The sequence below is a fragment of the Alteromonas sp. KUL17 genome, from assembly GCF_006538305.1.
In the GTDB taxonomy this organism is placed as follows: Bacteria; Pseudomonadota; Gammaproteobacteria; order Enterobacterales; family Alteromonadaceae; genus Alteromonas; species Alteromonas macleodii.
On record NZ_BJKJ01000005.1, the window covers coordinates 47,854 to 73,809 of the forward strand.

Genomic DNA, 25,956 nt, shown 5'->3' on the forward strand with positions numbered 1-25,956 from the left:
AATAATGAAAATATTACAATTTATTTGTTCAACTGGCTTTTACGGGGCTGAACGGTGGGTACTGGCATTATCGAAACATTTACCTTCACACGTTAATAGCGAGTTAGTAGTCACACTGGAGCCTGGCACAGAAGAACTTGAGGTTGTAAATCACTTCAAGAACATTGGTGCAACACATCAAATACCGATGAAAGGTAGGTTTGACCTAAGTGCGGTAACAAAGTTAGCAGACTTAATTAAGCAGCAAGGCATAAACGTAATTCATACTCACGGCTATAAGTCAGACATTTTGGGCGTTATGGCCGCACGAAAAGCGGGTATTCCATGTGTTGTTACACCGCATGGTTTTGAAAACGCAGCAGACTTAAAACTTAGATTATTTATCTGGCTTGGGTGTCAGTCGATGAGGTTTGCCGACAAGGTAGTGCCGTTATCAAAGCAATTAATGCGTGATGTCGAAAAATTTAACATCTCAGCAAACAAGCTTGCCTACATACAAAACGGCGTAGATTTATCAGAGGTCGAAGCAGTAAGGCTAACCAAGCAACCAAAAACAAATAAAAAGAAAACGATTGGTTTTGTAGGTCAGATGATAAGCCGAAAGAATATAAAGGCTATCTTGGATTGTTTCGACAACCTATATAAAAAGCGACAAGACATTGAGCTGTTACTTTTGGGTGATGGTGAAGATAGGCCCAGCCTTGAAAACTATGCATCTACCTTAGATAGCGCAAGCGAGATAAAGTTTTTAGGGTTCAGAAACGATAGGTTACAACTACTACGCGATTTCGACTTATTTGTAATGACTTCAACGCTAGAGGGTATTCCACGTTGCCTTATGGAAGCCTGCGCAATGGAAACGCCAGTTTCTGCGTACAACATTGCAGGTATAGACCAATTAGTCACCAATAAAGAAACGGGCTTATTAGCAAAGCTACATGACAGTGAACAACTGGAGAAAGACTGGGAAACTTTGTTAGACGACAATAGTTACGCTGCAAAGCTTGGCGAAAACGCAAGACTTTTCGTTGAGCAGCATTTCTCGGCAAAGCGAATGGCTGACGAATATCTCTCGCTATTTGAAAGTGTATTAGAGCAAAAAAAAGAGAGTGCTAATGCCTAAGCAGGACGTGCTTTTTATTCTTACAGTAGACACTGAAGAAGAATGGCAGTGGGACGATGAGTTCCCGCAAGATAAATGCTCAGTAAAAAATGTGGAGAAACTTCCAGAGTTTCAAAAATTCTGTGAGTCATTGGGTATTCGCCCTACTTATTTTGTCGACTACGCAGTGGCGAATGATCAACATGGCAGTGCTATTTTGAAAGAATTTGCTGAAAAACGCGTTGCTGAAATAGGGGCACACCTTCACCCTTGGTGCAATCCGCCCTACTTCGGTAAAACAACAGAAGCAGAATCGCATGTTATAAATTTACCCTTCGAACAAGTAGAGCAAAAACTAGATGCACTAAATGCGATAATAGTGAATAAACTTGGTGTAAAACCTGTTTCTTTTCGCAGTGGTCGCTGGGGAATAAACGCCAAAACGTTGCGTTTGTTGGCCTCCAGAGGTTATACGGTAGATTCTAGCGTTTATCCGTTTTACAAAAACGATTTTTTTAGTTGTTTGGGCGCCCCCGAAACGCCCTATTGGCCTTCATTTAGTAACGCGCTCAGTCATGGTGAGCAACGTGTAATAATGGAAATTCCAGTTACTGCGGGTTTTAATATAAGAAATTTTTCTATCGGTGATTCGATACACAACACCTTATCAAAGGCACCGTTCACATGGTTCAGATCAATTGGTTTACTGTGGCAAACTGGGCTTTTGAAGAAACTTTATTTAAGCCCTGAATTAACTGATGATAAAGATATGCTTTCACTTGTTCATACCTGTATGAGCCGCAAATCGCCCGTTATCCACATGTACTTACATAGTTCGACATTACTTGACGGTATTACAGGCTTGATGAACGTTGATAATGCTTTCTCAATAATATGTGATCGAATTTCCAATGTTATAAATGAGTTACAAGAGGTATATAACGTTAGATTCTGTACCATATCCGAGACTAGAACTTTATTGAGTAATAAGGCTTCGCTAAGCAACCCAATAATGAGTGAGCAGGATTAATAAGTATGGTTAACGGCATTTTAGTGAGAAAGGCTACTGTTGAAGACCAAATAGAGTGGAACAACTATATAGCCGAGCATGATGATGCTTCTGCTTATCATCATTATGCATGGGTGCAAGCAGTTCAAAATGCTTACAATCAAGAAAACGCCAGTGTTATAGCAAAAGACACCGCAACCAACAAAGTAATAGGTATTTTTCCAGCAATCGCATTGCATATTCCGCTAGTAGGAAAAAACATTTGCTCACTACCTTATTGCGACGTGGGTTATGGATTAGCTGATAATCAAGAAATTTATAATGCTATGCTGACTTATTTGCAGCGTTCTAGCACACCTAAAAAGATTCAAAAGCTTGAAATTCGTTCCATCGATACAGAAACTTTTGACCGCGATTTATTGAAGAATAAAAAAGTACGCATGTTGCTTGAGCTACCTAGCTCTAGCGAAGAATTAATGGCTAGTTTCAAATCAAAATTACGAAGTCAAATCAGAAAAGCTGAAAAAAATGGCTTGACGGTCTCTTTGGGTATTGATGAACAACACGTTTTGCATTTCTATGACGTGTATTCAAAGAATATGCGTGATCTTGGCTCTCCTGTTCATTCAATTAAATGGTTTCGCGAAATATTAGCAGCCTATCAAGAACAATGCCTTATCAGCATAGTTTATAGCAACGACGAACCAATAGGTGGTGGATTAATTATTAAAAGCGGTCGCGAGGCTTCCATTCCCTGGGCCTCGACACTTCGTGAAAAAAATAAGCTAGCGCCTAACATGTTACTCTACTGGTCATTGTTAGCGCATTGCGCTGACAATAATATCAAGCGTTTTGATTTTGGTCGCTCAACCTTCGACGAAGGTACCTATAAGTTTAAAAAGCAATGGGGCGCCATACCACAACTACTGAAATGGCAAACTTTCACCACTACTGGTATAGCTATTACTGGAGAAGAAGCGAATGCAGACTCGCCAAACAGGTTAAGAGCAGTCGCTGAAAATGTTTGGCGAAAATTACCATTAAAAATAACAATAGCATTAGGGGCGACTGTTCGTCCCTATATAAGTTTGTAGGGAAGCGAGCAAATGTGCGGTATTGCGGGTTTTAGCCTTTTTGAAAATGAAATTGGTTACTTAGAAGGTGGGCTCAAAGGAGCTAAAGCGTCGCTTGACGCAATGCATGAAGCAATATATCACCGAGGTCCGGATGCTTACGGAACCTATCTAGATGAAAGCATTGGTCTATGTCATCGTCGCTTGAGCATTCTGGACCTTTCTGAAGCCGGTAACCAACCAATGTACTCTGCCGACGAGCAATTAATAATTGTTTTCAATGGAGAAATTTACAATTTTTTGGAGCTGCGCGAAAGCTTAGAGGCCGAAGGTGTAGAATTTAAAAGTAATACAGACACAGAGGTGATCCTAGCGTTATACGCCAGAGATGGTGTTGAATGCCTTCAAAAATTGAACGGAATGTTTGCTTTTGCCCTGTGGGATAAAACTAAACAAGAGCTTTTCATTGCTCGCGATAGGCTGGGGAAAAAACCGCTTTACTACTATTCACAAAATGGGAGATTTGCTTTTGGGTCAGAAATCAAAGCGATTCTCGCTCTAGAGAACATTCCGAAGGATGTTCGTTTAGATGCTGTACACGACTTTTTCATGTATCAGTACGTACCCGACCCTAAAAGTATCTTTAAGCATATTCATAAGCTACCGCCTGCACACTACATGCTACTAAACAAAGACGGTTTCTCCATTACCGAGTATTGGGATTTAAGTTTTAAGGAAGTCTCAACTGGCACGGAGGAAGAAAATAAAGCACGATTGAAGTCATTGCTTGAACAAGTTACTAAGCAACGAATGATTAGTGACGTGCCCCTTGGGGCCTTTTTAAGCGGCGGCGTAGACAGCTCTGGTGTGGTTGCTATGATGGCGGAAGCCAGCGACGCGCCGGTTAAAACATGTACCATAGGTTTCAACAATAAAGAATTTAATGAAGCGGACTTCGCACGCAAAATAGCTGAAAAATATCATACTGAGCACCATGAATTTACGGTTCACCAGAATGTTGCAGAACAATTAGAACACATTGCCAGCTTTTTTGATGAACCCTTCGCTGACCCATCGTTAGTACCTACGTTTTTTGTGTCTGAACTAGCCAGAAAGGCAGTGACCGTTGCATTGGCAGGCGATGGCGGCGACGAAATGTTTGCCGGCTATGAAAAGTACACCACGGACGATATTGAAAACAAACTTAGAAATAAGTTTCCTGAAAGCATTAGAAAGTCGATATTCCCAAGACTGGCAAAGATCGTCGGCGCACTACCAGGACCAATCGGGAGAAAAGGTAAATCGCTACTTACCAGTTTATCTCACGACTCCGCCATGGGCTTTTTTATCACAAACAGTATGATGACCGACGACATGTGGAATAAGCTGGTGAAACCAGAGGTAGCTATATCGCTTAAGGGTTACCACCCGAGCCAATACACACTTGATGTGTATAATAAGGCCGACGGCCCAGACCATTTAAGCAAAATTTTGTACACTGACATAAAAACCTACATGACCGGCGATATATTGGTGAAAGTAGATAGAATGAGCATGGCAAACTCTTTAGAAGTACGCGCCCCTATTCTCGACTATCAAGTTGCAGAATTTGCAGCCACTCTGCCCTCGTCACAAAAATACCGTAATGGGGAGAAGAAGTACTTACTGAAAGAAGTGTTTAAACCGTTTATTCCCGACTCATTACTTTATAGAAAAAAATGGGCTTTAGTACACCGCTAGATGAATGGTTTAGAGGTGAGCTAAAAGCAATAGCAGAATCAAAAATCATTCATTCCAACAAGGGTTTAGACGAAATTTTCAATACATACGCTGTAAAATTAGTGTGGCAAGAGCATCAAACCGGAAAACAAGACCACGGTATAGTTCTGTGGAGCATGCTTATGTATCAAATGTGGTACGACCGATATGCCGTAATACAAGAGCGTACATCACAATGAAAGTAATGCACGTTACCTACGACATGCGCATTGGCGGCACTGAAATGGTGATAAAGAACATCATAGAAGGGAATACCGACGTCAATATTGACATGTCAATTTACTGCATAGAAGCCCCGATAGGCCCTTGGGGCGAAGAGGTAGCGAAGTCTGGAGTTTCCATTACAACACACGAACGAAGGCCAGGCTTTGATACTTCGCTAATTAATGCATTAAGAAAGCACATTAGAGAAAACAACATAGATATTTTGCATTGCCACCAATACACCCCTTGGGTGTACGGTGCGCTTGCAGCGGCCTTTACAAAAACAAAGGTTATTTTCACGGAGCATGGGCGCTTTTATCCCGACTCCACAAGTTGGAAAAGAAAGCTCGTTAATCCGTTGTTACTCGCTTTAACCTCTAAGGTAACCGCCATTTCAAAGGCGACGAGAGATGCATTGGCTTCATACGAATTCATTCCTAGCAATAAGGTTGACGTGATTTACAATGGCATTAAACCATTAATGGTAAAACAGAACGATGTAGATGCGCTGCGCACGCAGCTAGGGTTCAATGAAAACGACATAATATTGGGTACCATTGCAAGGTTCGACCCGATTAAAAACCAGCTTATGATGATTAACGCATTTGCAGACGTCGCAAAAGACCAAGACGCCATCTATCTACTACTAGTAGGTGATGGAGAAATGCGTGAAATGCTGCAGCAAGAAGTAGATAGATTAGGCATTAATGATAAGGTTGTTTTTACTGGCTATATTGCCAAGCCTGCAAACTATTTAGCACTGATGAATGTTTTTTTACTTTCGTCGTTAAGCGAGGGGACATCAATGACGTTGCTTGAAGCAATGAGCTTAGGCAAGCCTTGTGCAGTAACAGATGCTGGTGGCAACGCCGAAGTTATCACTCACAATTTTAATGGCTTGGTGGCAGACAACGATAACAAAAATGCATTTGCTGCAGCAATATCACTATTAACACAGCACCATGAAATGCGAGAAAACTTTGGTAAGAATGCTGTCGAGAAATTTGAAGCGCAATTTAGTGCGCAAAAAATGAATGAGGCATTTCGAGTTCAATACAATAACCTCATGCGTTCGGTTCAGTGAGAATGTAACGTGAAAGATAAACAAAAAGTAGAGTTGGTTTTCTCTGAAGTATTCCCACCAATGCATGGCGGAAGCGGTCGTTGGTTATGGGAAGTATACTCTCGTCAAGACGCTGAAAAGTATGTTGTGGTTGCTGGCAATGCAGAAGGCGACAATCTTTTTGATAATAAAACCGACCTAAAAATTCATAGAATCTCTTTCGACTACTCTTCTTGGTCTGATTGGGCATTATTTTCTCTAGGCGGCCTAATTTTTTACACCAAACTTTTTCTGAAACTCAGAAAAATAACTAAACAATACCATGTAACAGCTATTCATTGCGGGCGATGTATCCCTGAAGGTTTCGTTGCTATGCTGTTCAAGCTTTTTAAAGGTATTCCTTATTATTGTTACATTCATGGTGAGGATATTGAAAATAGTGCAACTAGCCGCAGTATGACCGCAATGTTAAAGCCAGTGCTTAAACGAGCAGATCTTCTTATTTGTAATAGTAAGAATTCACATCGTTTGCTGCTTGAACATTGGGATGTTCAAAAGGATAAATGCTGCATTGTTAACCCCGGTGCAAATACATCTGCATTTGTACCAGCTCCCCGTTGCGAAATTACTCGCGAAAAGCTTGGATGGAAGGACAGGTTTGTTTTAGTCACGGTTTCTAGACTGGAAGAGCGCAAAGGCCACGATATGATGGTTAAGGCCATGGCAGATATCGTGAAAAGTGTTCCCAACGCATTATATGCCATTATTGGTAGTGGCCCCCGGATTGAGTACCTTAAACTACTAACGCACGAACTGAACTTGCACGATAACATTAGGTTTATGCCCAACGTGAGTGATGAGGACATGGTAGCGTGCTACCAACAAGCAGACGTATTTGTTTTACCCAATAGAGATGTTGGGCGAAACATAGAAGGCTTTGGAATAGTCATGATAGAAGCGCAAGCCTGTGGCATACCCGTTATTGGTGGAATGTCTGGCGGCACCCCAGAAACACTATTGCACGACCAAACCGGCTTTAGCGTAAATTGTACTACTCCAAATGGACTTGTTGAGCATGTGCTCTTATTGGCGGGCGATAATGAAAAACGCGAAAAAATGGGATTATATGCTCGTAAACATGCAGAACAATTTGACTGGGAGATAAAAGGCCCTGAAGTAATACAAAGCATAGCGCGATTGGAGCCCACCAAGTGATATCTGCATTGCTTTATTTGATCCCCTTCTTAACCGGATTAATAATGGCATTTCGCCATGGACCCATCCTAGTTTTCATGGTGTACCAGCTAGATTATTTTTTAAACCCACAAAATAAGTGGTGGAGCAGCTATCTACCATTTGTTGGTGCCCAATTTTACCTAGTGCTGGCTATGATCATTGTATTTGTAATTGGGTTTGGAAAGTACAATCAAAACCCAGCATTTAAACATCCGCAGTTTAAATTTATGTGTTTAACAGTGTTGATGTATTGCCTTGCTTACTTCAATGCGCCATTCACTGAATACCATATTATGTCAATGGACGCATTTCTTACTATTTCCGTAGTTACATTTTTGGTAATAAAGCTCTGTAGTGAGAGAAAGCACATTTATTGGATAATCGACTCCTATTTGTTTAGCGCATTTTTGCTAAGTTTTTACATTTATGGTTGGGGGCGCGACAGTTCAGGTCGGGTTTCTGGTGTTGGAATGGTGGATGCCCCCGACTCAAACTTGGTTGCAGCGGCATTAGCACCTACCATCGTTCTATTCATAGCAAAGCTTATTGCAGACAAACGCCTAATTGCCAGGGGATTTTACGGTGTAGGTTTAATCTTTGTTCTTAACTCGCTAATTTTGATAAATAGTCGCGGTGGCTTTTTAGGCGTTGCAGCAGGCATAGGCTACTTCCTATTTATCAGCTTTAAAAACGACGCGTTTACACTCAAGGAGAAGCGCGCAATTTTTGCCGGTATGATCTTGTTTGTTGCAGCCTTTTTCCGCTTAGCTGACAACACTTTTATCGACCGGATGATGAGCGTCAAAGAAGAGTCGACTTTAAACGAAGAACAAGAAACAGGCTCGACCCGTGTATTTTTCTGGCTTGCTACACTAGAAATGGCAAAGGATCATCCGTTTGGGGCTGGCGCGGGCGGCTTTCAATACTATGCACCGGTGTACATTCCTGAAGAAGTAAATACCGGAGGTTCGAGGAATCGGGCAGTTCACTCAACGTGGTTTGAAACCCTCTCCGAGGCGGGTTATTTAGGTCTTTTGTTCTTCAGTTTAATGATATTTTTTACCCACCGCTCTTTTGTAAAAGTGAGAAAGCACCTTTGGAATGTGAATGATTTTGTCAATAGCGCCCTTGTTCTCTCGGTTTCGAGTGGATTTGTCACATTTGTTGTGGCAATGACGTTTATAAATAGGTTGAGGGCGGAAATACTCTATTGGTTGATCGCAATTTCAATTTGTTGTGTGAATGTTTTTCTCTCAACACAAAGTAAGAGAAACGAAAGCGAAAAATGAAAGATAGGCACAGATAGTAAATAAGCACTAATGACAATTTTTAATAACATTCAAGAAAAAAGCTACTTCGGATTTATCGATGGACTCAGGGCTGTAGCGGTACTAATGGTACTTGTGTTTCACCTTGAACCTAAATTCCTGTCCGGGGGATTTATTGGTGTAGATGTGTTTTTTACCATATCAGGTTTATTAATAACTCAAATACTTGTAGAAAAACGAGAGCTTTCCTACTTTGGCTTTTTATTAGCTAGGGCAAGGCGCCTCGTTCCCGCGATGTCCTTAGTTATCACGATTGTTGCGGTAATCAGTGTTACCGTTGTTGCATTACCCACCGAGATCGCCGCTTTAAGTAAAACTATTATCACGGCATCCACTTACGTATCAAATATATTCTTCTATTTGACAGCAAACTACTTCGACAGCACGAAAGAAAATAACATGCTGTTGCATACCTGGTCTTTAGCTGTTGAGTGGCAGTTTTACATATTCTATCCGTTTCTCGTTTATTTATTCGCTAGAGGACGTCACGCGCTCTTTTGCCTATTAATTTTAAGCTTGGCTAGTTTGTTTTATTCTACATACTTTATTCATGTAGATAGTAATGCGGTTTTTTATATTACCCCCTTTCGAACATTTGAGTTTACTTTAGGCGGTCTTGTGTATGTCTTATCAAAGCAAAGCAAATTTTTATCAGTTATAAATGGCAATACCTTGGTTTCTAATGCCGTGGTAGTTTGTTCAATTGTAGCCTTGATAGGTTTAGCGATTTGTTTTGACAAAGGTACATTATTCCCAGCTATTAACGCGCTGTACGTATCCATTACAACATGCCTAATTCTGGCTGTAGGTTTATCTTCTACCGCCATTAAGTCTCTATGTATCGTAGATAATAGATTCATGAGATATATTGGCGCTATCTCTTACAGTTTATACTTATGGCACTGGCCTCTAATTGTCGGAATCAGAATGTATAACCCTGAGCAAAGCTTAACTCAAGTTATACTAGTTGGTTTAACGAGTTTTATATTAGCTCACTTCACACATTGTTATTTTGAAAATAGATACAGAAAACGAACAAATAAAAACAATACGATAGCGTTAATATTAGCATTATTCCCGCTTGGCATTGGCTTCACAATATATGGTATTAATAAAACATCACCAGAATTACTTAATCACCTATCTGAGCGTGAAAACCAATTATTAGAAGTACAACGTTGGGCCGAAGTCCCAGGTAATTGCGTGGCTAGACATGAAACACATGAGTACTTTGACTGTACTATTGGTAGTGTCGATGTTGAGCCAACAATATTGGTTTATGGCGACTCTCATGCACAAATGCATGTTTGGGCTTTACATGAAAAACTTTTGCAACAAGGTACGTCAGCCAGATACCTTACCAAAGGAGGATGCCCTCCGCTATTTGGCGCAGTATTAGAGCAAACAAGCTTGAACCGTGAGGCATGTCTGGAACTTCAAAACAGGTTCAAAAGTGTCTTAGATACATCGCCATTAATTAATACCGCAATTATAAGTGCAAGATGGTCGGTATACGCCGATCAGAAGCTGTTGCAAGATAATGAAAAAAATAACTACAGTGACATTGAGACACAGCTCAGACTTGTTATCAAATATCTTGAGGTCTCTATTGATAAGATAATCATTATGGATAGTTTACCCGAAGCAGCTGCTCCAGCACCAGAACTCATAGTTCGTAACTTACGCGTTGGTAAAGAGTTAAAAAACTTCATTAACCAAGCCTCAAATTTCGAGCTTTTGAGTTCTTTACAAAATGACAAAGTCGAAATCGTTAATTTAGAAAATATACTGTGTCAAAAAAATGGTGTGTGTCCGTTTTTTTTGAATAAGAGTCAAGTGCTATTTGATTCTAACCATTTAACGGTTGAGGCTTCAAAATACGTGTTAGAAAGAAGCTTGTTTTATGGTGCTTCTACCAACTAAATAATCAACGAAAGCGCTCGCATTAAGTTATATTTGCGCAAAAGGAAATTAAATATTGGCAATTTATTATCATTCAGACTTCAGTAAAAAACATGGGCAACGCAACTTTGGCGATGACATTAACCCCTACATTCTTAGAAGATTCTTACCAAAATCAGTTATTGAATCAGAAGATACTTGCGTCGTTGGTATTGGCACATTACTAAACAACGGCCTTCTTGATGAACTTAAGCCCTATAAAAAAGCCATTATATTTTGTTCAGGAGTAGGTTACGGAGAACATGAGCAGTTGATAGGAAACGAAAAACTCATTTTTGCTGGTGTACGTGGTCTCAAATCATGTGAAGCGTTATCACTGCCAAAGGAGTTTGCAAAAACGGATGCTGCCATACTTTTAGCTGATAAGAAAACTAATACTAAAAAGAAATATAAACATACGTTTATACCCCACATCAATACAGATTGGTCTAGCGGCAAGATGATAAAACGAGCTTGCGACGATTTAGGCATCAAATATATTGCCCCTAATGCAGATCTAGAAGAGTTTCTCGATACGATAGACAGATCAGAGAAAGTTATAACTGAAGCAATGCATGGCGCTATTGTTGCCGACACTTTGCGCGTTCCATGGATTCCAGTAAAAATTCACAATGCGCTTGGTTTTAAATGGGAAGATTGGACTAGCTCGATGGAAATTGATTACTCTCCTAATAAATTGACACAGGTATATGATCCAACAACCAGTTCACTATCAAAAATAAAGTCGCGCATCAAACTTTCACTTTTCAAGAGAAAGCTCAAAACATTAGTTGATGGAGTCACCTATCTGAGTTCAGAGCAAGTTTTCGAGCAAAAGCTCGGAGATGTCCTAAAGCTAACTGAGTCAGACCACTTTAAGATCAAATAGTATGAGCCAAAACCTAATTACCTTCGTCATTCCAGTAAGGCATTACCTCAACGCAAAAAATTGGGACCAAATTAAAAATAATTTGTCTCAGACGATAAGATCTATTCAAAACCAGAGAAGCGATAACTGGGATTGTGTAATCGTTGCAAATAGAGGTTCCGACTTGCCAGCAATGCCAAAAGGATTTGAAGCTATATTGGTAGACTTTCCACCCAACCCTTTTTACGAGAAGGATAAACACGATATAGAAAAAGTTCATGATTACGTCAGATTGGATAAAGGTCGACGCATACTCACGGGTATGAAGGCAAGGCCAAATTCAGAGTATTTAATGGTTGTTGATGATGATGACTTTTTAAACTCGTCTCTAGTAGAGTACGTTGAAAAAATAAAGGAGAAAACGGGTGGTACATTAATAAAGGCTATGTTTGGCCAGAAAATAAAAACCTCCTGTATAAATGCTACTTCTTCGACCAATTGTGCGGAACTTCTTTAATCGTTAAAAATGAGTTATATAAAGCTGATTCTGTTTGTATTGACCATGACATCGATATCATCAAGGAAAGGTTTGGAAGTCATTTAATGGTAAAGACTTGGTTAAAGAACTCAAAATGTAGTTTAAAGCCTCTTCCTTTTTTTGGCGCGTTGTATCGGATTGGGAATATTAATGCGCATAGCCAGTCACAGGGTATTTTTAACATGTTTATGCGTCCTCATCTTAAAAGACGAGAATATTGGCAGTTTTTTTTGTCACTTCTGAATGTCAAACCCTGTACTGAAAAAATTAAAAGCGACTTTTCACTTTTCTAACAGCACATCTTTCAATCTAGGTTTATAAGTTTGAATATAGTTAAACGATCTTTATATATATCAAGTGCATCGGAAGTAATAAATAAGATAATTAGCTTTGTATCTGTAGTTGTTTATGCTCGCTTACTTACACCAACAGAGCTAGGTGTATTTGCAATCGCATCTTCAATTATGGTGTTTGCACTTGAAATAAAGTTATTAGGAACAGCATCATACTTGATTAGAGAGACAAAAATTGATGAAAACCGTGTTAGAAGTTCGCTCGGTCTTGCGATAACAATTTCTTGGTCTCTTTCATTTCTACTCATTGTCTTATCCAAATGGCTATCCACTTACTACGAATTGCCGGAACTTAGTACTTTAATATCACTTCTTGCGATAAATTTTTTGTTTTCACCTTTTACAAGTACAATTATTGCTTTGCTATCGAGGGAATTTGCTTTCGAAAAAATCGTATTGATAACACTGCCAAGCAATGCCATAGGCTTCTTGATTACAGTATTTTGTATAGAATTGGGTTATAGCTATTTCTCTTTGGCAATTGGTCAAACAAGTACAGCCTTCATAAGCTTCGTTATAGCGCTATTTGTCAAACCCTCTTTGATGAAATTGATTCCAAGGTTTTCAGGTTTTAGTTCAATTGCCAAAGTTGGTTTTTACACTTCATTTATTAACCTCTTTGGCAGATTAGAATCTGTTTTTGCGGACCTTTTTTTTGGCAAAACTAACGGCCCATTATTCGTGGCGGTTTTCTCAAGAGCATTAGGATTTCATACCTTTGTAAGGGACACTCTGGTCAGCGGTATATCAGGTGTAGTGCTGCCACATTTTTCAAAAAGCTATCGAGAGGGTAAGTCGCCCAAACGAACTTACATTAACTCTAATGTAATGATCACTGGGTTTATCCTCCCCCCTATGATTTGCGCTACGATTTTATCCGAACCCCTTATATTAATTATGTTTGGCGAGCAATGGCTTGAATCTGTTGTTTACGCACAAATTCTCGGCGTGTGGATTAGTGTCAAATCACTATCATTCTTGGTTAATCCAGCCTTAATCATTTTAAAGAAAGAAAAAGTACTTTTTTGGGTAAGAGCCGGCGCTATGCTTTCCCTTTTTATCCTGATAGCAATTTTAAACGATTTAGAGAATGTCAACATTGCTACAGCTTTCGTTAGTTCAGCGGTAATAGAGTTTTTAATGCTTTATACACTTGTAAAGCGAAACATTGGCATCGGTCCTTGGTTTTGTATTAGAAGCATTAGAAAATCTTTATGGCTGGCTATTTGGTGCTCATCTGCGTGCTACTTAACATTCTTCATTTTTAATAGATACGTCAATAATGTGACCTTAATCATATTTGAAGCTTTGGTGTTAGTACCGACTTGGATTTATGCTCTGAATCTACTTTCTCATCCATTGAAAAAGCATCTGCCATCAATACCAAGCATTATCAAGAGAGTTTAAAGGAGCTATACATACATGGTTAATTTTTTCGTAAGTATAGTGATGCCTGTTTATAATAGGGAAAAGTTTTTAGCGCTTGCTATCGAAAGCATTAAACAACAAACACTTACAAACTGGGAACTTATAGTTGTTGATGACGGTTCATCTGACAATTCAGTCCAAACTGCAGAAAACTTACTAGCAGATATAAGTCAAAATACAGAAGTAATTAAACAAGAAAATAAAGGCCCTGGCGCGGCGAGACAGGCAGGCGTTGAAAAAGCTACAGGTCATTATATAGCATTTTACGATAGTGATGATGAGTGGCTTCCAAATCACTTATCAATATTAGTGAGTTACCTCAACACTTATCCCCAGATCGACTGGGTGTATTCGGCATTAACTCGCTTGGACTATGAGACGCGCAATACAATTGCTGACAATTCTTTTTTTGAACACCAGAAACCCAAGCCGTTTCTATCACTGAATACTCGTAAACATGACCTTCTCCATATTTTCGATGATATTAGAACTGCATGCTACTCAATAGAATTTGGAATTGAAGCGTGTTTCCAGTGTAGTGTTATCAAGAAAGATGTGTTTAACTCATTAAAAAATTTCACCTCATCGTATCGGTGAAGACAGAATGTTTATAACAGCCGCGATAAAAAAAGAATTCCAACTAGCTTATGTAAACAAAGTTACTGTTCGATATTACATTCACGACTCAAATATTTCTGATACACATCCCACGGCCGACATAACAGAGAGAGTTTCCAAAAATCTCCAGCTAATAGAATCCTATATCGACACAGCAAAGGCAATTACAAACCTTACAAGAAAAGAACGCTCAATACTAAATGAAAAAATTGCTGATGAACTATTTTGGGGGATAGGTTATAGCATATTTTGGAACAAAGGTTTTAAAGAAGAAGCATTTACCTATTTTTTTAAAGCCCTAAGGTATTACAAACAGAACCTTTCTTACTACAAAACGATTTTCGTTTGCGCAGTTAAGTGGCTACTAAGAATAAAAAAATGAAAAAAATCAATATCCTTTTCGTCCATAGTAGTAGTTCGTTAGCCGGTGGCGAACGAGTTAGTGAATCTCTTTTCAAGGGTTTACAACAACAAGAACGATTTGGCTTGTACCTGCTTCACGCTCCTGAAAATATAGAGTTTAGTGCTTTATCAAAGCGCTACGGAGTAACAACACATGCCTTTGAGTTCAATGATTTAGTAGTCAATAACATCTTAAAGACATTTTCTTCAACTTTAAAGCTTATGTCATTTTTTAAGAAAAATAATATTGATGTGATCCATACGGTAGACCCCGTCGCATACAGGGCTACAGCGATAGCTGCTTATATTTGTAACGTCAAAATTTTATTTCATCATCACTTTCCCTATTCAGAAGATGCATTGCGGTGGTTTTTCAAGCACTTAAAAAAACCCGAGTGTCACGTTTTTTGTTGCGAGTCTATATCGAGACCTAGTAGGACTGGTCTGGAAAATTTCTATAATAATATTCCTATTGAGATTATTCATAATAGTATTGATGTAAATCAGTTTACTTTCACACCAAAAACATTGAATGGAACTCTTCACATTGGCATTGTTGGCAATTTTCAAGAAAGAAAAGGCCATGAGGATTTTATTGAGATTGCGAAAGCATTAGTTGTCAAAGGACATAACTGTGTTTTTGATATCTTTGGTAAAGAGGAGACTGGTTCAGGACGAGAAAAGGTATTGAGAGACAGAATCTCTAATGCAGGGTTAACTGAACATTTTGTTTTTCATGGTTTTGTCGATAACCCAGCCGAAGCTTTAGAAGCTTTGCATTTTCTTGTTTGCACATCAAAAAAAGAAGCATTTCCGATGAATATCCTAGAAGCTATGGCAAAAGGAGTATCAATAGTAAGTACCGATGTAGACGGCATTCCCGAATCAGTAGAGGATAATAAAACAGGACTACTCAATGCCGTTGGCGACGTTGAAAAAGCGGTGAGTAATATTGTGCGTTTAATAGACGAAACTGAACTTCGTGATCGGTTACTGGTTAATGCTCGGCGCAGTGTTGAAGAAAACTTCACACTCGATGTTTTCGTAAACAAGTTCATTACTCAGTACGATAAACTTTTGACGGGTAATGAATAATGCTTTTCAATTCATTCGAATTCATTTTCCTATTTTTGCCGATTACCGTTTTAACGTATTATGTATTGGCTAAACGACTATCAGTTGAAATCGCGCTCGTCTTTCTGCTATTCGCTTCGCTGTATTTTTATGGATATTGGAACCCTGTTTACCTAGTCCTTATCGTCGCATCCATCATTGTTAACTTTTTTTTGGGTCGAAGAATTGGCATCGCTAGCACTACGCGCAAGAAGACTTGGTTAGTTGCGGGCGTCGTATTAAATCTCGGACTTCTCGGCTATTACAAGTACTTCAATTTTTTCATCAGTAACGTTAATGCGGTATTAGATGTTGGTTGGAATACAGAAAAAATCATCCTGCCACTGGCTATTTCGTTTTTTACTTTTCAGCAAATCTCTTATTTGGTCGACGCATACAACGACAAGTGTAAAGAATACAACTTTTTACACTATTCATTATTCGTGTGCTTCTTTCCTCAACTCATCGCCGGGCCAATTGTTCACCACAAAGAGATGTTGCCGCAGTTTTTTCAAAAAGAAAATCTGTCACCAAAGCTGATTAATTTTGCGGTTGGCATTAGTATCTTTGCATTAGGCTTTTTTAAAAAAACGGTTATCGCCGACAGTTTATCGGTGTATGTGAGCCCTACATTCGACACTCAAGACAGCGTTGACCTAATCCAAGCTTGGGGCGCTTCGTTAGCGTATACCTTCCAGTTGTATTTCGATTTCTCCGGCTACTCAGATATGGCCATAGGCTGTGCCAGACTGTTTGGCATTACACTACCCGTTAATTTTTTCTCGCCTTACAAGTCTACCTCTATCGTAGAGTTTTGGCGGCGCTGGCACATCACACTGTCCCGTTTTCTCCGCGACTATTTATATATTGCACTAGGGGGCAATAAAAACGGCTCATTCCAACGCTATAGAAACTTATTTTTAACCATGCTCCTGGGTGGACTTTGGCACGGGGCCGGCTGGACCTTTGTTATTTGGGGAATGCTACATGGTTTCTATTTGGTAATAAATCATGCCTGGAGATGGGTTTTAAAAGCGTTAAACTGGGCACCTAAGTCGCGGGGGTATTTTGCTTTTAGCTGGTTAATTACTTTTGTCGCAGTGGTATTCTCATGGGTTTATTTTCGTGCGCCCTCACTGCAACGAGCAAATGACATCGTACTTGCTATGTTAGGCAAAAATGGTGCAACAATTCCCTCTGGAATTGCTTACAGGTTAGGTAAGATAAGACATGTATTGAACGAGTTGGGCATTGGAGTTGGTGAAGGCAGCGGCAGTTTACTGATGGGTAATACAATTTGGGTGATTTTAGCGGCGTTTATTGCAATCGTACTGCCAAATTCAGCACAAATGTTTAGCAAGCAAAATGGTGTTCTGTTTGAAAAACCTGGTGCGTTCCCAATGCAAAACCCTGCTCTTAACGCTGTGTGGAAACCCTCGCTTTCGTGGAGTATTGGCACAGCATGTTTATTGGCTACCGGAATTCTGACATTGGGTCAGATTTCCGAGTTTCTCTATTTTCAGTTTTAACTACTATGACTATTCATCGCTATGTAACCCTGGTCGCGTTTTTTACACTCATACTGCTGGTAAGTGTTGCAACAATTAATTACTTCATAAACCCCTATCTTGTTTTTACTAGTCCAAGAATAGAGGGTATTAACGCGATTAAAGCAGATATCAGCAACTACATACGGCAGGCAAAAACCTACCATCCACTTAACCAAAAAATAGACACTCTGTTAGTCGGTAATTCTCGCATTGAGATGGGGTTTAACCCAACACATCGCTGCTTGAGTTCAGCAACTTACAATTTGGGAATACCTGGCGCATCGGTAGAAATGCAAGTGGCTTTTGCACTTAATGTGCTGCGACAAAATGACAAAGTAGAACGAGTTATAATGAGCCTGGATTTCACTGACTTCATTCAAGAAAAAGGCCGGTCGCCACGCTCCAATTTTAGTTATGGCGGGCAGGACAGCTTGCTATTTTTTATTGATGGGCAACCCAACCCAGATTACTGGTTTCATCAGTTAAAAGACAAATACATGGCCTTACTCTCACTCGATGTAACTACCAGTAGTATTAAAACTCTGCTTTTGCAGCGAGACTCTTCTGCAAATAGAACTGAACAAGGATTTAACCCAGCGTTAGAGCTTGCGAACAGTACACAAGTAGAAGGTCCACACAGAATCTTCGAACATACAAAAAGTATGCTTAAAGATATCTTACACAACAAAGCATACGAGCCTGTTTCTTTTGAGGCTAATGTCAACTTCAGAGCATTACAGGCCATCATCGACTACACAAAAGCTAACTCAATTAAGTTAACATTGTTTGTTAACCCTTTACATGACTCCTTTTATCAGATAATCGATGAGGCTGAGCTTAACGATGATCTAACTATGTGGAAAACAGATATCAACGCGTTTGTTGCTAAAAATCAACTGGGCGAGCATTTTTATGACTTTGGCAAAATTGAAGGGATAACCGATGAACCCTACCCTACTGCAAAGCAAGTTGAGCCTCTATCATGGTTTTGGGAACCGGCACACTACAATGAAAAATTAGGTGATAAACTCATCCGTTCGATGACTCCGAGATCTTGCAGTGCACTGTAAGCAGCAGCATGATAACCGATAACCTTGTTTAACTGTTTCCGCGAGCGTTTGCTTTGCGGCTTATTCAGCCAGCCTCCATTAAACTGGTCTACATACTCATTTACCACATAGGCCATACTCTTTGACAAAATGCTAGCGTTGTAGTCGAAATCATCATTTTTACTGGCTGAATAGACCGCCAAACGCATTAGTTCGGCCTGCGCCCACCAAACAGGATCTGGAACAATAAGCTTACCGTCGTAATCGCTTCTCGCAGCAAGGCTCCCTACTTGGTCGTTCCAACCTGTTTTCATTGCATAAGTATAAAGGCGATCTGCTACGACTCTAAAATGGCTATCCAAGCCTTAATCCGCGCCTAGATGAAGTAAATAAGCCCTGTTCTTGCATTAGACTGTCTTCAATAAACTGTGCAATAGATTCTATATCTTGCCACACACTCGGGCTTGTCGTTGCATCATGCAAGATCAGTACTGCCTCGAATAAATGCATAAGGGGATTGAGTGACCAAGTATTGTTGATAGCAGGGTTTGACTCAGCCTGCTGCGTCGCTCTGGCAAGCGTTGAACCTATCGAAACCTCGTCAAGCATCCAAGTTTTAAGAGCGGCATCTAAATAGTACTTGTCTTGCGAAACTCTATAAGCATGTGCCATCGCAAAAATAGCGAATGACGTGCTGTACGGTTTAGGTCCGGCCCTTTCACCGGCTTTAGTTCGCGATATACTTGAATGCCAAAATATCTTAGTATCGTTGTACATGGAATCAAGCATTACATCGGCACTCGCCACCATTGCCTGCAAATAACGCCGCTCTTGAGTTATATCGTATCCCTTTGCAAACAAGTAAACTTGCCTGGCTTGGCTGTACAACTCAATAGAGCCGGTAGGCACAACTTGCCATTCGGCATCGAATGTTTGAACCATGTAGTTGTTGTTTTTATCTGCCCAATCGACTCTGGGATCTATTAATTGGAACATCTGCACTTTGGCTAATTCAGGTCTAAGCATTAGACCTTTTTGTTTGCTTGCAGCGTCACACCCAAATAATATAAAGCTGAGCAAGCATAGTATTATAGGTACGAGCAATCTTTGTATCATTTTATTGTTCTAAGCCAGCTTGTGGGCAAATGCTGTAAAACCAATCTTTTTAGCCTAACCAGATGATAATGCTTACTAACAAAGAGGAGTAAGGCAAACAACAAAGTGTACACCAATCCAAACAAAACTAGCTCTATGGCCGATTGAAAGTATTGCCAAAGAGTGACTTGCTCGTTCGGAAACGGCTCACCTGCTAGTAACCAGGCAGGCGCAATAGCGGCACCACTAAACCCTGCTATCACAACGCAATGTAACGCTACAGGCATTAACAATCGCCAATAGCCAGCATATAGCCAAACAAGCAATATCAGCGCCATTGCCAGCCCCGTAATTGACCGCGCCCAAGCCAATTGAATTAAACCATATTCGTGGTTAACCGACCACGCAAGTGCCAGGGCAACTGTGGCAAGAGATAACAAATCGAATGTAAACAAAAGCTGTACCTTGCCCATCGCAATTAAGGCGGCGTCCAGTACCTGAACAATGCACCAGTAAAAGAACAGAATAGACAGCACGGGTAAAAGTTCAGCTGCAAGGCGCCAGCTCTCGCCAAGTAACACATACACAATTGGCTTTGCGTAAAACGCTAGGGCAGTAAGTAAGGGAATGCTGATAGCAAACACTACTAATAACGAAAACGCGACATTATTAAGCAGCTCTGCTTGGTTATCTCTGTCATTTTTAAACACTGTTAGTAGCGGCTCAATAGCCGGGTTTAACAAGTAATGGGCTGGCATCATGGCTAAATCGCGGGCCATATGGTAATTACCCAACATGCTAACATTAAACCATTTGGCTACAACAAAGGTGTCTATTTGTGAGCGCGCATAACCTAGCAAATGCTTTCCTAGCATCCACTGAGAAAACACCCACTGTTTTTTTATGTGTTTAAGGGTAAAGTGTGGCGTGCCTTTTAACACAACAAACGACAACACAAAACCAAATAGTGCAACTAACAAATCGGTAGCCAGAAATGCCCAGTAGTTACCTAAAAGAATCGCAAGTGAAATTAAAACTGGCAAGGCTAACAGCCTTTCCAACAATGAGAGCCAAAATAATGGTTTAAAACGCAACTGCCGTTTTAACAGCATGAATTTATGGCTTTTTAATGCGTGTAGTGGAAGAATAGCTGCACTCATCCTAATGGCGTCAGTTAAATGAACAGCATCAAAAAAGCCTGCTATAAACGGCGCGCTTATAACAATACCGAGTGCAATAGCTACTTTTAGCAACAAGTTTAGCGACCATGCCGTATGTAAATCCAAATGTGTAACGGTACTTTTTTGTATGATGTATTGCTCACTTGCTGCATGAGAAAGAATATCAAACAAGTACAAAGTCATGCTTACAATAGCAACAAAGCCAAAGTCTTCTGGTGCTAGAATACGCGCAACAACAAAGGTGCTGATTAAGCCGAGCGTTTTACCCAGCAGCTTAGCCGCAACCGAAAAAAATGCACTGTTGACTACGCGATTGGCATTAGACATTGACCTGACTCTCCCGCCTGGCCAGTGACGTTGCAGGCCCCATTGCACCAAACAGCATAAAGAAGAACCACATTCCTGTTCGAGCCGAGTCGGTTGGGTCACCGAATATGCCAAACGCGAATTGGCCTGCTAAAAAAGCAGTAAACATCGCGCATGGTAAACTTAGCAGTTGTTCAGATTTGTAAAACCCAATAAATGCTGCAGTGATAAGTGCAAAAATCAACAAGGATCCAACGACACCAAACTGATAAGCAAAACTTAGATAAAGATTTTTAATATGCCATGCTAAATGCTCAAAATCATAATAGTAAAACCAGAAATCGAGTCCTTCAGAGAAATTTCCATTACGCAGTAATTCCTGCCCATATGTGTTTAGTAAAGAGATAGACTCAATGCTAAGTGGAGCACTCCCCGTTGTTGTTTTAATGGTGAGTGCTGCGGGCAAAGAATATAAGCCATCCTTAGTTGCTGTTAATCCAACAATAAATCTGCGGCTTTCGCTCTCTACTGTGATAGGTAATGCTCTTCTCTCGATATTCCCACAACCATGCGCCCAAAACTCGAAAATAATCATATTTCGACGGCATAAACCTACCTCAATATTTACTTCTTCATTCGCCTGATAAGATATTTCTAACAGATAAGCACCTTGCGAATCGGCTTCTAAGCGTTGAGTAAGCATTAAATCTGAACCGGGAACAATCTTTAGTATGCTCTTATCTTTATCAATGGCAAAAGTACCTATTTTTTCGAGCTTAGCAGCGCCCGAGAGGGCATAGTTTGCAGGCATGCTTCCCAAACCATGACCAAAGAATATGTTTAATCCATTCCAGTTTCCACTTTCAATTATACTTTGCCAGTGTGACAACCGAGTATCTAAGTCACGCTCGCTAGTTTCTGCTCGAATATTTATTCTTGCGCCGGAAAATGCGGCAGCCAGAAGTATACTTACAAGCACGAGCACTATGGTTTGTGTTCCAATTCTTCCAACATGCACTGAACGTTTTAACGCTAAATAAAAAAACAAACAAAAGCAACTACACACCCACCGATAGCGCTATGAACATTTGAACTAGACACATTTCCCGCATCAACCCATTGACTATTTTCGAGGCTGTCAATGTTTATGAAAAAGAAAAAAACAGCCCAATTCCTACAATTGCTACTCTCACGACCAGAGGCACTTTTCGATTGCTACCCATGAAAATAGATAGCGAATACATTAGGCCAGCAGATAGCTCCGCATAGTAACCTGCATACTGATGAAGCGTGTAAACAGAGTAAAACAAAAGAGAAAAAGCAATGGCATTCCCAATTGCGAACATCAACAAGGAATTCGTTGCGCTGGTGTAACCTTTGGCTTGCTGCTCAAGCTGCGCTTTTTCTCGAAACCTCTGTATAAAACACATCAAGCATAATATTGTGATGGCAATAAAGCTTGCACCATAAGTCGCACGCGTAAACCCCATTAAAACGCCATACATAACGCCTACCACAGCAGCTAACGCGATAAACCTTAGCCAGTAGCGTTTGAAGAAAAAACAAGCCCCGACAGTAAGAGGAAGTAGAAACAAATACATACCATCAATACTCTCTCCTCCTGTGTGCATACCGCTTATGATACCTGTTGTGCGATAAGCTGAGCTCAAGTTGAAAAAAGTATTAACTTTGGTGTAAATATCTGTGGTAGAGAAAAGTGTTACAAGTACCTGCTTCTCCCACATTATTACTACGAATAGTGTTAAGCCTCCCACTATACTTGCCAAGAATAAGTGCTTATATGCTTCTTTTTCTGACTCAACTCGTTGTTGATTGAAAATCCACGACAAAAGAAGCGCCCAAAGTAGCCCCTTAAAAATGATAAAACCGTTCAAGGGCGTAACATAGAAGTTAGCGTAAACTGGCGAAAAAACATTAAACCAAGAAGTGTCGAAAGACGTTGCAAAGCAAAAAACAACCAACACAGTTGCAATATAAAACTGTTTGGAAACCTTGTACTTGGGTTTTAGCTGAAAGAGAAAGAATGCACCTGTTACCGCGACAAATATGTCTAGCTCGTCAACAATATATCGACCGGTCCATGGCGCAAGATTAATAGCTAGCGTGATAAAAAGAAGCACGTAAAGCCATAAAAATGGCATAAACCGTAATGCAACTAAGTAGCTCACAATAGCGACCACTAAAACAATACTATATGCAGGAAAAGTAAAAACGCCTGCCGTAACAAAAATGAGTAGCAATATCGAAAAGGCGGAAGAAAACACGCTTGTTGAAAAGGTGGAACTAGCTGTCATATTACATAAAACTCCATCTAGTCAGCGTCTAGCAAAAGCTAAGATCATAACTACTGCCCAACTATTTTTTCTAATACGCTACTAATATTTTCCAAGTCAGCATCGTCGATACCGAGTACCCACATTCGTCCACCTCTGTGCTGATTACCAAGTTTGTTCTTTAACTGATGAATCTTCGCTTTTATAGTACTGACATAGTTTTTGCCATCAATTCGATACCACCTAACCACACTCAATCTTTCCCCCTGAGTGGAAACAATATGGTAAACAGTAAATGTAAGGTTTTTCACTTCAATCTGCTCTGCACCTTCAAGCGAAAAGCGTTCCGGGTCAAATAACCTATGCAGGTCACTTACCAGTTCGTTGTCTTTTTCACTAAACCAAGCAGTGTACGCTTTTACGTTGCAATCGAAACCTTGAATATAAGCTTCTTCAAGCGCATCCGGTTTAACAATGATGGGCTCCCAACTTATTCTTGAGCAAATCTCATCATTCATACTAGAAGGCAAAGTAGAGCTTGGCAGGTTCATCGGGGTATCTTCACTTAAAATAGCGTTTTGCCATACAAAAGAGAAGACAATCGCAATGACAGAGACAGCAATTGTGAAAATATTCACATTCCTCGGCACGCCGTCCTTTTCTGCGACAACTCCCTCTTCAATTTGTTGCCTCAACAACTCTCCAATACCCAACAAACACAAAATTACAAACGCAAAGAAGAACCAACCATAAATAAGGTGGTCGGCCCCTGCGGCGTGTTCCATGTCGGTCCAATACGCGATAAGAATAGTGCCATACACACGTATAATATTAGCTAATATGGGGAAAATTAGGGAAATAATGACAAATGCAGCTCTGCGCTTCACTGAAACCAAATTCAGGTAAGCATACAAACTACCTATAACAAAACTAGCAATGAAGAAGCTTACGCCAGAACAGGCCTCGGCTACCAAAAAACGTCCTTGCGGTATTTCTATATACAAGCCACTTCTAAAAAGCGGCACTCCCGTTAAGCGCAATAGCGCTACAGAACCATCAGCCGCAATTTCCTGAAGATAGGGAATAAGTTGCTCGCCCACAGGAATACTAAACAGCATGAATACTAGCGGGAATAGAATTGTTTTAGCTGCTGCCGAACCAATTATTAGCCAAATAAGTGCCGGAAGAAGAGTAAAAGTTGCAGCGTGGAGAAACAATTGAATATCTCCAGCAACTCCAATAACGTAAAGCAACAATGCAGGAATTATAACGATAAGCGCTAGCGAACTTGTTTGTATGGGTTTACTTACTAACTCGAAGCGCTTTAAGTAAATAAGGTAAAAAGCACCCGGTACAATAAAAAAGCCATGATTAAAGATCTCGTTTCCGTACCAAATTTCAACTACGGTAGTAAGCCCCTGCCAGCAAAATACTAACCACAAACCAAACAAAGCAAGGCTTGAAATATAAAACAGTTTATTATTGGCAAAAGAAAAACACGCTAAGCTTTGCTTCATCTCATCTTGCGTTTCGTCATCGTTCATCTGCAATTCCCTGCCCTTTTATTCTTATAAATTTTAAAGGCTTACTTTATGTCGTAAGCATCGCACATGCTTACCCAATTGAAGTCTTTAAGCAGTTTATCTACCTTCCCTTCCATTTTTGACAGATTGATATAGTGACGAACCTTAGATTTCCAGGGCGCGGCTGAAAACTTCGGTTGCTCTGCATCTATTTCCCAAGGATGAAAATAGAAGCTGTATGGAGCACTTTCAGATTGCATGAACTCAGTGATACGGCGTTTAGATAACCAATAAGGATAAAGGCGGAAATAGCCACCACCACCAATTCCAATGTTAGTTCCTTTCTTGCGAACTGTTGGAATCGGAATCTCTATCAGGCCATTGTCACGCTCGTACTTGAAGCGCGGCCATTCTGGAACACCATAGATATCGTGGTTGATTGGATAAGTACTAGACGAATAAACGAAGCCAAGATCTTTTAAAATATCATAAGCCCATGTGTTCGAATCGTTAATAGAAAAACTCGGCGCTCTATAGCCTTTTAAACCCACACCGCCTATATCTTCAAGAATATCTTTACTTTGCTTAATATCATCGTAAAGCTCTTGCTCGGTCATTGTGGTTGCGCGTTGATGCGCTAATCCATGACTCGCCAGCTCATGACCTTCGCTTACTATTCTCTTTATTACATCTGGACAGCGCTGCGCCACCCAGCCAAGAGTAAAAAATGTCGATTTAACATTATTAGCAGCAAACAAATCTATTAGGCGGTTAGTGTTGTCGCCAACACGAAGACTAATACTATCCCAATCTTTCTTATCAACTACTCCTTCGAAGGCAGAAACTTGAAAATAGTCTTCCACATCTACTGTCATAGCATTAAGACGATTATCTAATTTCATA

The 25,956-nt window shown here is 40.1% G+C and carries 22 protein-coding genes and 1 pseudogene; 16 read left to right on the forward strand and 7 right to left on the reverse strand.

Translation table 11 applies throughout. The features are described 5' to 3' along the window. Positions 1-4 precede the first annotated feature (4 nt). From KUL49_RS06440 to KUL49_RS06515, 16 genes and pseudogenes are all read left to right on the forward strand, one after another. The gene (locus KUL49_RS06440) at positions 5-1,123 is read left to right on the forward strand and encodes a glycosyltransferase (RefSeq protein ID WP_131136714.1); all 1,119 of its coding nucleotides are present in this window, start codon (positions 5-7) and stop codon (positions 1,121-1,123) included. Next, the gene (locus tag KUL49_RS06445; protein ID WP_131136715.1) at positions 1,116-2,132 is read left to right on the forward strand and encodes a polysaccharide deacetylase family protein; all 1,017 of its coding nucleotides are present in this window, start codon (positions 1,116-1,118) and stop codon (positions 2,130-2,132) included. The genes KUL49_RS06440 and KUL49_RS06445 overlap by 8 nt, the downstream gene beginning before the upstream one ends. 5 nt (positions 2,133-2,137) lie before the next feature. Beyond that, positions 2,138-3,205: a GNAT family N-acetyltransferase gene (locus tag KUL49_RS06450; RefSeq protein WP_131136716.1), complete on the forward strand. Its 1,068-nt coding sequence runs from the start codon at positions 2,138-2,140 to the stop codon at positions 3,203-3,205. A gap of 12 nt (positions 3,206-3,217) precedes the next feature. Continuing rightward, positions 3,218-5,142, forward strand: a pseudogene (gene asnB / locus KUL49_RS06455) (asparagine synthase (glutamine-hydrolyzing)). Continuing rightward, positions 5,139-6,251, forward strand: coding sequence for a glycosyltransferase family 4 protein (locus KUL49_RS06460; RefSeq protein WP_131136717.1), 1,113 nt, complete (start codon positions 5,139-5,141; stop codon positions 6,249-6,251). Before asnB ends, KUL49_RS06460 begins: the two are co-directional and overlap by 4 nt. A gap of 9 nt (positions 6,252-6,260) precedes the next feature. After that, positions 6,261-7,445: a glycosyltransferase family 4 protein gene (locus KUL49_RS06465; protein ID WP_131136719.1), complete on the forward strand. Its 1,185-nt coding sequence runs from the start codon at positions 6,261-6,263 to the stop codon at positions 7,443-7,445. Continuing rightward, positions 7,442-8,755 carry an O-antigen ligase gene (locus KUL49_RS06470; RefSeq protein WP_207308452.1) on the forward strand — a complete coding sequence of 438 codons (1,314 nt, stop codon included), beginning with the start codon at positions 7,442-7,444 and terminating at the stop codon, positions 8,753-8,755. The genes KUL49_RS06465 and KUL49_RS06470 overlap by 4 nt, the downstream gene beginning before the upstream one ends. A 30-nt stretch (positions 8,756-8,785) precedes the next feature. Next, entirely contained in the window at positions 8,786-10,717 is a 1,932-nt protein-coding gene (locus KUL49_RS06475) for an acyltransferase family protein (RefSeq protein WP_131136721.1), read from the forward strand. Positions 10,718-10,772: 55 nt separating this feature from the next. Next, positions 10,773-11,624, forward strand: a complete 852-nt coding sequence (locus KUL49_RS06480; RefSeq protein ID WP_165477885.1) for a polysaccharide pyruvyl transferase family protein — start codon at positions 10,773-10,775, stop codon at positions 11,622-11,624. Between the two features lies 1 nt (position 11,625). Then, positions 11,626-12,120, forward strand: coding sequence for a glycosyltransferase family A protein (locus tag KUL49_RS06485; RefSeq protein ID WP_131136724.1), 495 nt, complete (start codon positions 11,626-11,628; stop codon positions 12,118-12,120). A gap of 344 nt (positions 12,121-12,464) precedes the next feature. After that, positions 12,465-13,901, forward strand: coding sequence for an oligosaccharide flippase family protein (locus tag KUL49_RS06490; RefSeq protein ID WP_165477886.1), 1,437 nt, complete (start codon positions 12,465-12,467; stop codon positions 13,899-13,901). A gap of 15 nt (positions 13,902-13,916) precedes the next feature. After that, positions 13,917-14,519 carry a glycosyltransferase family A protein gene (locus KUL49_RS06495; protein ID WP_131136727.1) on the forward strand — a complete coding sequence of 201 codons (603 nt, stop codon included), beginning with the start codon at positions 13,917-13,919 and terminating at the stop codon, positions 14,517-14,519. Between the two features lie 7 nt (positions 14,520-14,526). Then, positions 14,527-14,922, forward strand: a complete 396-nt coding sequence (locus tag KUL49_RS06500) for a hypothetical protein (RefSeq protein ID WP_131136728.1) — start codon at positions 14,527-14,529, stop codon at positions 14,920-14,922. Beyond that, positions 14,919-16,037, forward strand: coding sequence for a glycosyltransferase (locus KUL49_RS06505; protein ID WP_131136730.1), 1,119 nt, complete (start codon positions 14,919-14,921; stop codon positions 16,035-16,037). Before KUL49_RS06500 ends, KUL49_RS06505 begins: the two co-directional genes overlap by 4 nt. Then, positions 16,037-17,584 carry an MBOAT family protein gene (locus KUL49_RS06510; RefSeq protein ID WP_131136732.1) on the forward strand — a complete coding sequence of 516 codons (1,548 nt, stop codon included), beginning with the start codon at positions 16,037-16,039 and terminating at the stop codon, positions 17,582-17,584. Before KUL49_RS06505 ends, KUL49_RS06510 begins: the two co-directional genes overlap by 1 nt. Positions 17,585-17,589: 5 nt before the next feature. Continuing rightward, the gene (locus KUL49_RS06515) at positions 17,590-18,675 is read left to right on the forward strand and encodes a hypothetical protein (RefSeq protein ID WP_131136734.1); all 1,086 of its coding nucleotides are present in this window, start codon (positions 17,590-17,592) and stop codon (positions 18,673-18,675) included. Here KUL49_RS06515 and KUL49_RS06520 read toward each other — a convergent pair. The 7 genes from KUL49_RS06520 to KUL49_RS06550 form a co-directional block, all read right to left on the reverse strand. After that, positions 18,609-19,016: an AGE family epimerase/isomerase gene (locus KUL49_RS06520; protein WP_131136736.1), complete on the reverse strand. Its 408-nt coding sequence runs from the start codon at positions 19,014-19,016 to the stop codon at positions 18,609-18,611. The genes KUL49_RS06515 and KUL49_RS06520 overlap by 67 nt on opposite strands. Then, the gene (locus KUL49_RS06525) at positions 19,009-19,680 is read right to left on the reverse strand and encodes an AGE family epimerase/isomerase (RefSeq protein WP_165477887.1); all 672 of its coding nucleotides are present in this window, start codon (positions 19,678-19,680) and stop codon (positions 19,009-19,011) included. The genes KUL49_RS06520 and KUL49_RS06525 overlap by 8 nt, the downstream gene beginning before the upstream one ends. Positions 19,681-19,766: 86 nt before the next feature. Further along, on the reverse strand, positions 19,767-21,257 hold the full coding sequence (locus KUL49_RS06530) for an oligosaccharide flippase family protein (RefSeq protein ID WP_131136739.1): 1,491 nt from the start codon (positions 21,255-21,257) through the stop codon (positions 19,767-19,769). After that, positions 21,250-22,284 (reverse strand): hypothetical protein, encoded by a 1,035-nt coding sequence (locus tag KUL49_RS06535; protein ID WP_131136741.1) that lies wholly within the window; start codon positions 22,282-22,284, stop codon positions 21,250-21,252. Before KUL49_RS06535 ends, KUL49_RS06530 begins: the two co-directional genes overlap by 8 nt. A gap of 97 nt (positions 22,285-22,381) precedes the next feature. After that, positions 22,382-23,551, reverse strand: a complete 1,170-nt coding sequence (locus KUL49_RS06540; protein ID WP_131136742.1) for a hypothetical protein — start codon at positions 23,549-23,551, stop codon at positions 22,382-22,384. Positions 23,552-23,601: 50 nt separating this feature from the next. Then, complete coding sequence (gene xrtA / locus KUL49_RS06545) at positions 23,602-25,074, reverse strand: exosortase A (protein ID WP_131136744.1); 1,473 nt, start codon at positions 25,072-25,074, stop codon at positions 23,602-23,604. A 41-nt stretch (positions 25,075-25,115) separates the two neighbouring features. After that, entirely contained in the window at positions 25,116-25,955 is an 840-nt protein-coding gene (locus tag KUL49_RS06550) for an XrtA system polysaccharide deacetylase (RefSeq protein WP_131136746.1), read from the reverse strand. Position 25,956 lies beyond the last annotated feature (1 nt).